Source organism: Streptomyces hokutonensis (assembly GCF_042751305.1).
GTDB classification, from domain to species: Bacteria; Actinomycetota; Actinomycetes; order Streptomycetales; family Streptomycetaceae; genus Streptomyces; species Streptomyces hokutonensis_A.
This window is the reverse complement of the sequence record NZ_JBHYWD010000023.1, coordinates 78,111-88,208: the sequence shown is the minus strand read 5'-3', so window position 1 is coordinate 88,208 and position 10,098 is coordinate 78,111. Positions and strand designations below refer to the sequence as shown.

Sequence of the window (10,098 nt, the reverse complement as noted above, 5' to 3'; positions counted from 1 at the left end):
GGGGGGCGCGCGGGCCGGCGCGCGCGCGGGGCGCGGGCGCGCCGGCCCGCCCGCGCGCCCCCCCCCCGGCGCCCCCCCCCCCCCCCCCCCCCCGCACGGGTCGTAGGACGTGGTCATGCGGGCAGGACCCACATCGGGTTGGAGTAGAACCAGAGGTCCTTCCACGGGTCGGCGTCGCCGAGGACGTCCATCGCGGGGCCTACGGGGTCTACGGCAGCACCGTTGACGCCTACGGCGGTGCGGTTGCCGTCGGTGCCGCGGAGGCGGACGTAGACCGGCTTGTCGAGGCGGCCGAGGGAGTACGTGAGGCGGACGGTGCCGGTGGACTTGTCGACCTCGAAGGACTTGACGACCTTCGTGGTGGGGGTGGAGAAGGTGTCCTTGTCCGTGACCGGGCCGGTGACGTCGCCCTGGATGACGTCGACGCGGGCCAACGAGGGCTGGAACTGCGCCCAGTTGGGGCCGTTGGACAGGCTGATGCGGATGACCAGGTCGACCTGGGCGCTGCGGCGGACGTGCAGCGCGCCGCCGAGGGTGACCTCGCGGCCGCCGGCCGAGAGGCGGGCGTCGAGGCCGCTGATCAGGCCGCCGTGGTCGACCCAGACGCGGCCCGCGCGGATGCCGTCCATGACCGCCTTGTACGCGAAGGAGGTCGCGCCGACGTGGGTGCGGGAGTACTGGCCGGGCCAGAAGTCGGTGTCGGTGAGGCTGATGCCGGTGCCGTAAACGGGGTCGTTGTAGCGGCCGTTGGCGTTGAAGTCGCCGCCCGGGCCGCGTACGGCGGTGTCCGCGTACACGTTGTGGGAGTCGGAGTTGGCGGTGATCCACCAGGGCTTGCCCTCGGCGAGGAGGCTGTCCCACAGGCCGCCGACCGTGGCGGTCATCCAGTCGAAGCCGCCCCAGGTGCGGTAACTCTCCAGCGGGTAACCGGGGAAGGAGTCGGCGCTCGGGCTGTTGTCGTAGATGCCGCGACCGCTGCCCGGGCCGTTGGGCTTCGGGATGCCGCCCGCCTGGTGGCCGGGGGCGCCCTCCATGCCGACGGCGATCGTGGGCTGCGCGTCGCGCCAGCCGCGGATCTCGTGCGGGGAGTCGATGCCCTTGCGTGCCGGGTGGTTGGCGAGGAAGAGAGCGTCCTTGACCTTGCGGCGGCGGACCTGGTCGGCGAGGAAGTTCACGCCCGCGATGGCGAGGGCCTCGTTGGCGGGGGAGTTGCCGCTCGCGTTGTTGACGCTGCCGTCGAAGGAGTTCTCGAACTCCTTGAGTACGGCTACCTCGTTGGAGCCGGGGTGGACGAACACCGTGCCGTGCTCGGCGCCCGGGATGTTCCACTCCAGGCCCTGGAAGACGAGGGTGTCCTCGGTCTTGTCACGGGCGTCGACGATGTCCGGATTGACCTTCTCCACACCGATCTTGGCGTGCGCGACACTGCCGTGGTCGGTGATGACCATCCAGTCCAGGCCGTGCGCGTTCGCCTGGCGTACGTGGTCGATGACCCGGTACTTGGCGTCGCTGCTGTACTGGGTGTGGATGTGGTGGTCGCCCGCCAGCCACAGGTAACCGCCGTTGCCCTTCGACGACTTGGCCGAGCTCTGCTGCACCGACGCGGCTGCCTCCCCCGCGCCGGCGAGCACGCTGCCCGCCGCGAGTCCCGCGCCCAGCAGCCCGGTTCGGCGCAGCATGCCTCTTCGTGAGAGCTGACTGGGCGTCAACTCGGCGTCCGGGATGGATGTGTCGAGGGCGGGCGGCAGCGAGCCGGCGTCCCCGTCTCCGTGGTGGTGATGGTGGTGGTGACCGTGGTCGCCGTGACTGTGGCCGTGGCTCATGTTCAACTCCCGCTGGAATGCAGGGACCTTCACGCTCGGACGTGCAGAGTCTGAAAAGGAGCGGTGAACAGCGGGAGTCGTGGTGGTGGTGCGGCAAAGAACGAGTCATGCACGGCTATGACACCGGTCATGCGCGGCTTTTTCGTCGGTCATCCTCCGCCCTGCGTACTGGTCGTCCTTCGCCTCCGCGCGCAGGTCATCCCTCGCCCCGGCGCACCGCGCCCGCCAGGATCCACCCCTCCATCGCCTCGTACCGCCTGCGCTGTTCCTCCTCCTTCTGCCGCCCCGAGGCGACCGTGCCGAGCCAGCCGCAGAGGAAGCCGAGCGGGATGGTGACGAGCCCGGTGGTCGTGAACGGGAACCAGTTGAAGTCGGCGCCCGGGAACGCGGCGGCCGGCGAACCGGAGACCAGGTTCGTGCCCGGCATCAGCAGCAGCACTCCCAGCGTGCCGCCAATGAGCGTGCTGAGCAGGCCCGTTCGCGTGTAACGGCGCCAGAAGAGGCTGTAGACGAGGGCGGGCGCTATGGCCGAGGCGCCCAGGCAGAAGGACAGCGTGACCAGGGGCTGCAGGCCCCGGTGCTGGACCAGCGTCGCCAGCACGATCGCCGGAACGCCCACCGCCAGCGCCGAGTAGCGGGCCAGCGTCATCTCCCGGCGGACCGGCATCTCCTCCACGCGGGCCGCGAAGACGTCGTGGGCAAGGGAGTTGGCACAGGCGAGGATCATCCCGGCGACCGAGGCGAGCAGGGTCAGGAACACGGCCGTGGTGACGGCGGTGAACAGCAGGGTCTCCACCGTCGACACGTCCGGCCCGAACACCGCACGCGAGCCCAGCAGATACGCCGTGTTGCCCTGCGCGTCGGCCCGCGCGATCGCCGCCCGCCCGAGCAGCGCCGTGGCACCGAACCCGACGACCGTCACGATCACCACGAACAGCGCCACGCTCGACACCGCCCACGACATCGACCGCCGCACCTGGCGGGCGCTCGAAGCGGTGTACATACGCATCGTGATGTGCGGCAGGCAGGCGCCCCCGAGGACGATGGTCAGCTGCGAACTGATCATGTCCAGCCGGGGACTTGGGCCTCCGGCGAACTCAAGTCCCGAGTGCAGAAAGGCCGTTCCGACCCCGCTCCGCCGGGCCGCCGTGTCGAAGAAGGCGCCCAGGTCCCAGTGGAACCGGTTCAGGATCAGTACGGCGATCACGGCCCCCGACCCGATCAGCATCACGATCTTCAGGATCTGGATGAGGGCGGTGCCCTTCATACCGCCGATCGCCGCGTAGCTGATCATCAGCGCGCCCAGGCCGATGATGCAGCCGGTCTGGAGCGAGTCGCCGGAGAAGCCGAGGATGAACGCCAGCAACTGTCCCGCGCCCGCGAGTTGGACCAGCATCAGCGGCAGCAGCGCGATGATGGTCACCGCGCACGCCACGATACGGACCGACCGCCCCGGCATCCGCCGGGCGAACGCGTCCCCCATCGTGAACCGGCCCGCGTTGCGCAGCGGTTCGGCCAGCAGGAACATCAGCAGCATCAGCGACAGCGCCGTGCTCAGCGCCAGCACCACCCCGTCGTAGCCGTACAGGGCGATCACCCCGCCCGTGCCCAGCACACTCGCCGCGGAGATGTAATCACCCGCTATGGCAAGGCCGTTGCGCAGTGGCGAGAGGGAGCCGTACCCCGTGTAGAACTCGTCGAGGTCGTCGCGGTCGGGCCCCGTCATCACACACAACAGCAGCGTGAGGGTGGCGACGGTCGTGAAGGCGACGAGCGACATGGTCTGCGACGCGGGGTCGCGGAACCCGGTCACCGTGCCGCCTCCCGTCTGGCGTCCAGTTCGGCCTGCTTGCGGATGCGGTCCGCGAGGGGGTCCACGCGCCGCCGGGCCGTGTGCTCGTAGAGCGCTATAGCCAGCCAGGTGACGGGCAGTTGCACCAGCGCGAGCAACAGCCCGGTGGGCACGCCCGCGACCACGGTGCTCGACATCAGCGGGGGCGCGAACGCGGAGAGCGTCAGGAACAGGCAGAAGTATCCGAGCGCGGTGAGCGACGCCACGCGCCGCTGCCGCCGGTACGCGCCGCGCAGGACCCGCAGATCCCGGTGGTTGCCGAGGGCGGGCCGACGGGGCGGGCGACGGCGTTCGGGTGGGGGCGGGGGTGGCTGCCAGGGGTAGGTGAGGCGGGGCGGGGTCGGGGCGTGTGGGTTGCGCCGGTCGTACGGGTCGTACGGGTACGGGGCGTGCGATTCGTGCGGGTTGTACGGGTCGCGCGGGGCGGATGAATCATGCGGAGGGTACGGGTCGTAGGACATCCCGTGCTCCTTGCGTGGCTCGGGTCCGTGGCGGCGGACCGCAGGGAGTTGGGCGGAGCGGGTCATGCACGTTACTCGCCGGTTGGGGGGTGTGGGTGCTTTTCGGCGAACTGGGCGGTTGGTATGCGCTTGCGGGGTCAACGAGGGGCTGACCTTGGGTGTCGGGCGGGGGGCACGCGGCCTCCCTGAGGGCTTGTGGGGGAGCGTGCCGTAGCCCTCCAGTCGTACGGGTGGCCCCGAACGTCCGTCCCCCGTGCGGCTCCTGAGGTCTTGTCGGACCTCGCGGTGTCACGCCTCCGAGGTGACGTCCGGCGCCGTACCCGAGCCCTGCTGTCCTCGGCATGGACGGATCGCGCCGCTTGGCCGCGGCCACCGGGGGCGTACTCGCCCGCCGACCCGGCCGTGCTCGGCCACCGGCGCGCGGAGACGATCACGCGCGTACGTCGGCGCCTTCTTCGGCCTCCGACTCAAGGGCATGGCAGGGCCGTTGATCGGGGCCCGTCCCCGACCGGCCCCGAGGTCTCCGTCCGGCTGCCCTGACGGTCAGTCCTTGAGCACCGGAAACCGCCGGGGCGCCAGTACCAGCAGCACCAGGAAGGCCACCCCGGCGGCGCACCCTGCGCCGATGTACACCGCGTGCACCGCGTCCGCGATCGCCCGCCGCGTCCCCTCCGGCACCGCGCCCCGGTCCAACCCCCTTGTCACCGAGTCCAGATCGCTGGCCCCACCCAACCGCGACGCGAGCACCCCGTTGGCCACGGCCCCGAAGACCGACGCGCCGATCGTCTGCCCCGTCTGCCGGCAGAACAGGACGGACGCGGTCGTCACCCCCCGCTCCTCCCACCCCACCGTCGACTGCACCCCGACGATCAGCGGCAGTTGGAAGAGTCCGAGGGCCGCGCCGAGGAGCAGCATCAGGAGCATCGGCTGCCAGGCCGAGCCCGGATACGGGAGGAACGGGAACGCGAACAGGATCAGTGTCGCCGTCCCGATCCCGAGCATCGCGGTGTTGCGGAAGCCGATCCGCCGGTACACGTGCTGGCTGAGTGCCGCGGACACCGGCCAGCTCAACGTCCATACGGAGAGCACGAATCCGGCCGCCACTGGCGCCAGGCCGAGCACCGACTGGGCGTACGTCGGCAGGAACACGCTCGGGGCCACCATGAGCAACCCCAGTGCGCCCAGGGCCAGGTTGACGGCGGCGATCGTACGGCGGCGCCACACCCAGCCGGGGATGATCGGTTCGGCCGCCCGGCGTTCGATCGCGACGACGAGTCCGGCGAGCGCAAGGCCCGTACCGAACAAGGCGATTGATGGGGTCGACAGCCAGGGCCAGGCCACCCCGCCCTGCACCAGTGCGGCGATCAGGACACCGCCGCACGCGAACACGCCCAGCGCGCCTGCCCAGTCGACACGCGGGCGGGCGTCGCGGGTCCGCCGCGGCTCGCGCAGGCAGCGGACGATCAGCCACAACGCCGCCGCTCCGACCGGGAGGTTGACGAGGAAGATCCAGCGCCAGCCGGCGTACGCGGCGAGCAGGCCGCCCACGCCGGGGCCGGCGACCGCCGACACCGCCCACACGGTGGACAACTTCGACTGGATCTTGGGGCGTTCGCTGAGCGGGTACAGGTCGGCGGCCAGGGTCTGGACCGTGCCCTGCAACGCCCCGCCGCCCAGGCCCTGTACGACGCGGAACGCGATCAGCGCGCCCATGCTCCAGGCCACCGAGCACAGCAGCGAACCGGCGAGGAAGACCGCCGCGCCCGTGATCAGCACCGGCTTGCGGCCGAAGGTGTCGGAGAGTTTGCCGTAGACGGGGAGGGTGACAGTCACCGCGAGCAGGTAGCCGGAGAAGAGCCAGGAGAAGACGGAGAAGCCGCCGAGGTCGCCGACGATCTGCGGTACGGCCGTGGAGACGATGGTGGAGTCGAGGGCGGCCAGCGCCATCGCGAGCATGAGGGCCGCGACGACGGCGCCCCGCCTGTCCGGCGTGGTGGCCTGCGCGGCCTCACGTATCGCGGGTTCCGTGTTGCCCACGCGGATTCCTTCCCCCTGCATCTATCTGCCGGACGACACTCTCCCACTTGACCCTCACGTCGCGTCAGGGGGAAACCTGGACGGGCCGGTGGGTGGAGCGGACCCCGAGATCGACTCCACCCGGCGGTGGAGAGCCCCTAGGGGTGCCTCCCTACTACGGCCCGGGGACGGTTCGTACCGGCGGAGGAGGAGAAGGGCCCGGGGCCGTCCTTAACCTGGCTTTATGCCGCTGGGGGGCGGCAGGCCGAACCGCAGAGGGTGGGGTTTTCCCCCGGGAAAGACTGCGCTGAGCACCAGCGCGCCGGACCCCCTCCCGCCGCCAGACTCATCGGCGTAACCACTTGAACCGCATCGACCGGACACCGGCACGCTCGTTCGCCGACCGACTTAGGAGACATACCGTGACATCGGCTGTGACCATTCCCAGGCACGGGGGTACTGGAGGGCGTACGGCCGTTGCCGCGCGAGCGCGGCAGGTCGTCAAGGCCTACGGCGCCGGGGAGACCCGCGTCGTCGCCCTCGACCATGTCGACGTGGACATCGCCCGCGGTCAGTTCACCGCGATCATGGGCCCCTCGGGGTCCGGCAAGTCCACGCTCATGCACTGCCTCGCCGGGCTCGACACCGTGACCTCCGGGCAGATCTACCTGGACGAGACCGAGATCACCGGCCTCAAAGACAAGAAGCTCACGCAGCTGCGCCGGGACCGGATCGGGTTCATCTTCCAGGCGTACAACCTGCTGCCGACGCTGAACGCGCTGGAGAACATCACCCTCCCCATGGACATAGCCGGCCGCAAGCCGGACAAGGGGTGGCTGGCGCAGGTCGTGGAGACGGTCGGGCTGTCGAGCCGGCTCAAGCACCGGCCCAACCAGCTCTCCGGCGGCCAGCAGCAACGCGTCGCCGTGGCGCGGGCGTTGGCGGCCCGGCCCGAGATCATCTTCGGTGACGAGCCGACCGGAAACCTCGACTCCCGTGCGGGAGCGGAGGTGTTGGGCTTCCTGCGCCGCTCCGTGGACGACCTCGGGCAGACCATCGTGATGGTCACGCACGACCCGGTGGCCGCCTCGTACGCGGACCGTGTGCTGTATCTCGCGGACGGCCGGATCGTCGACGAGATGTTCAAGCCGACCGCCGACGCCGTCCTCGACCGCATGAAGGACTTCGACGCGCGGGGGCGTACGTCATGACTGTCGTGAAGACCTCGATGCGCAACTTCTTCGCGCACAAAGGGCGGATGGCGCTCTCGGCGATAGCCGTGCTGCTGTCGGTGGCGTTCGTGTGCGGCACGCTGGTGTTCACCGACACGATGAACACGACCTTCGACAAGCTCTTCGCGGCCACCGCCTCCGACGTGACGGTGCTGCCGAAGACCGCCAAGGCCGACGGCAGCACCCCGCAGAACGGACTGCCCGAGTCGCTGCCGGCCTCCACGGTCGCGCAGGTGGCGAAGGCCCAGGGCGTCAAGTCCGTCGAGGGCGCCGTCAGTTCGATGAACGTGACCGTCGTCAACAGCGCCAACAAGAACATGGGCTCGTCGACCGGCGCGCCGACCATCGCGGGCAACTGGACGAAGAACGACCTGCGTTCGATGGAGATCACCTCCGGACACGCACCGCGCGGCCCGACCGAGACCATGGTCGACGCCGACACCGCCGACAAGCACCACCTGAAGATGGGCGACTCGCTGCGCACGATCTCGCAGACCGGTGACTTCACCGCGCGGATCGTCGGCATCGCCACCTTCAAGGTGACCAACCCCGGTGCGGCCGTCGTCTACTTCGACACGGCCACCGCACAGCGCGAACTCCTGGGCGCCACCGGCCGGTTCACCCAGATCGGCGTCACTGCCGCGAGTGGTGTGACCGACGCGCAGCTCAAGCAGAACGTGGCGCGGACCCTCGCCTCGACGGGGACGTACAAGATCCAGACGGCCAAGGAGAACGCCGACGAGAACCGTCAGGGCGTCGGCCAGTTCATGAACGTCATCAAGTACGCCATGCTCGGCTTCGCCGGGATCGCGTTCCTGGTGGGCATCTTCCTGATCATCAACACCTTCTCGATGCTGGTCGCCCAACGGACCCGCGAGATAGGTCTGATGAGGGCCATCGGCTCCTCCCGCAAGCAGGTCAACCGCTCCGTGCTGGTCGAGGCGACCCTGCTCGGGATCGTCGGCTCGATCCTCGGTGTCGGCGCCGGTGTCGGGATCGCCGTGGGCCTGATGAAGCTGATGAGCGCGGCGGGCATGGACCTGTCGACCCGGGACCTGACCGTCAAGTGGACAACTCCGGTACTCGGCCTGCTCCTCGGCGTGATCGTCACCATCCTCGCCGCCTACCTCCCGGCCCGCCGGGCCGGCAAGGTCTCCCCGATGGCCGCGCTCCGCGACGCCGGTACCCCGGCCGACGGCAAGGCCGGCTGGGTACGGGGTCTGATCGGCCTGGTGCTGACGGGCGCCGGTGCCGCAGCCCTGTTCGCGGCGGCCACCGCGAAGAAGGCGACGGACGGTTCGCTGGTCCTCGGCGCGGGTGTCGTGCTCTCGCTGATCGGTTTCGTGATCATCGGTCCGCTGCTGGCCAACGGGGTCGTACGGGTCATCAGTGCCGTACTCCTGCGGGCCTTCGGACCGGTGGGGCGCCTGGCCGAACGCAACGCGCTCCGCAACCCCAGGCGTACGGGTGCTACGGGTGCCGCCCTGATGATCGGCCTCGCGCTGGTCGCCTGCCTGTCGGTCGTCGGCTCCTCGATGGTCGCCTCGGCGACGAGCGAGCTCGACAAGTCCGTCGGCGCCGACTTCATCGTCCAGGGCAACCAGCGGATCGTCCCGCAGGCGGAGAAGGCGATGGAACAGGCACCCGACCTCGTCCACGTCACCCGCTACAAGGACCTCGACGCCACCCTCACCTCGCCCGACGGCCAGAAGGACACCGACGGCATCACCGCCGCCGACCCGTCCTACGCCCAGGACCTGCGCCGCGCCACCACGGCCGGCGAACTGTCCGCCGCCTACGGCACCAACACGATGTCCGTCGGCTCCAAGTACGCCAAGAAGCACGGCGTCCACGTCGGCGACACGATCAGCGTCGCCTTCAAGGGCGGCTCGACGGCCAAGCTCAAGGTCGCGGCCATCACGGACGACGACGTCGCCATCGACCAGGGCGCCCGCTACACCAGCATCGCGACCATGCAGAAGTACCTCCCCGCGAACAAGATCCCGCCGAACGAGATCATGTTCGCCAAGGCCAAGGACGGCCAGGAGAAGCAGGCGTACGCGGCCCTGAAGAAGGCCATGGAGCCCTACCCGCAGTACCAGGTGCGCGACCAGACCGACTACAAGCAGGAACTGAAGGACCAGATCGGCCAGCTTCTGAACATGGTCTACGGCCTTCTCGCCCTCGCGATCATCGTGGCGGTCCTGGGTGTGGTGAACACGCTGGCCCTGTCGGTCGTCGAACGGACCAGGGAGATCGGTTTGATGCGGGCGATCGGGATGTCCCGCCGCCAGCTCCGCCGCATGATCCGCATGGAGTCGGTCGTGATCGCCCTCTTCGGAGCGCTGCTCGGTCTGGGGCTCGGGATGGGCTGGGGGGCCACGGCTCAGCAGCTGCTCGCGCTCGAGGGGCTGAAGGTCCTGGAGATCCCCTGGGGCACGATCATCGCCGTCTTCGTCGGATCGGCGTTCGTGGGACTGTTCGCGGCTCTGATCCCGGCGTTCCGGGCGGGCCGGATGAACGTCCTCAACGCGATCGCCACCGAATAGCCACCGCCCACGGGGAAGCCCGGCGCCGAGAAGTCACGGGGGACTTCTCGGCGCCGGGTTTGTTTGTTGTCTGTTGACGGCGACCTTTTGATTGGCAGTGAACGGGTGGTGGGCGGGCAAAGGCTTTTTCGGGGGTCCAGGGGGCGAAGCCCCTTGGTACGCGAG

General features: G+C 69.8%; 6 protein-coding genes. 2 read left to right on the top strand and 4 right to left on the bottom strand.

Annotation, left to right across the window (positions count from 1 at the left end):
- Positions 1 to 113 precede the first annotated feature (113 nt).
- The 4 genes from ACFXC1_RS40505 to ACFXC1_RS40490 all read right to left on the bottom strand — a co-directional run bounded on the left by ACFXC1_RS40505 (position 114) and on the right by ACFXC1_RS40490 (position 6,194).
- A complete protein-coding gene (locus tag ACFXC1_RS40505) occupies positions 114 to 1,823 on the bottom strand; it encodes a PHP domain-containing protein (RefSeq protein WP_381252482.1) in 1,710 nt (569 codons plus the stop codon).
- 196 nt (positions 1,824 to 2,019) lie between these two features.
- The gene (locus ACFXC1_RS40500) at positions 2,020 to 3,636 is read right to left on the bottom strand and encodes a sodium/solute symporter (protein ID WP_381252480.1); all 1,617 of its coding nucleotides are present in this window, start codon (positions 3,634 to 3,636) and stop codon (positions 2,020 to 2,022) included.
- Complete coding sequence (locus ACFXC1_RS40495; protein ID WP_381252478.1) at positions 3,633 to 4,136, bottom strand: DUF485 domain-containing protein; 504 nt, start codon at positions 4,134 to 4,136, stop codon at positions 3,633 to 3,635. Before ACFXC1_RS40495 ends, ACFXC1_RS40500 begins: the two co-directional genes overlap by 4 nt.
- 543 nt (positions 4,137 to 4,679) lie before the next feature.
- A complete protein-coding gene (locus ACFXC1_RS40490; protein WP_381252476.1) occupies positions 4,680 to 6,194 on the bottom strand; it encodes an MFS transporter in 1,515 nt (504 codons plus the stop codon).
- Between the two features lie 380 nt (positions 6,195 to 6,574).
- Between ACFXC1_RS40490 and ACFXC1_RS40485 the strand changes: the two genes are divergently transcribed.
- Together ACFXC1_RS40485 and ACFXC1_RS40480 are read left to right on the top strand one after the other, a co-directional pair.
- Entirely contained in the window at positions 6,575 to 7,363 is a 789-nt protein-coding gene (locus ACFXC1_RS40485) for an ABC transporter ATP-binding protein (RefSeq protein ID WP_026178212.1), read from the top strand.
- Complete coding sequence (locus tag ACFXC1_RS40480) at positions 7,360 to 9,933, top strand: ABC transporter permease (protein ID WP_381252474.1); 2,574 nt, start codon at positions 7,360 to 7,362, stop codon at positions 9,931 to 9,933. The genes ACFXC1_RS40485 and ACFXC1_RS40480 overlap by 4 nt, the downstream gene beginning before the upstream one ends.
- The last annotated feature ends 165 nt before the right edge of the window (positions 9,934 to 10,098 follow it).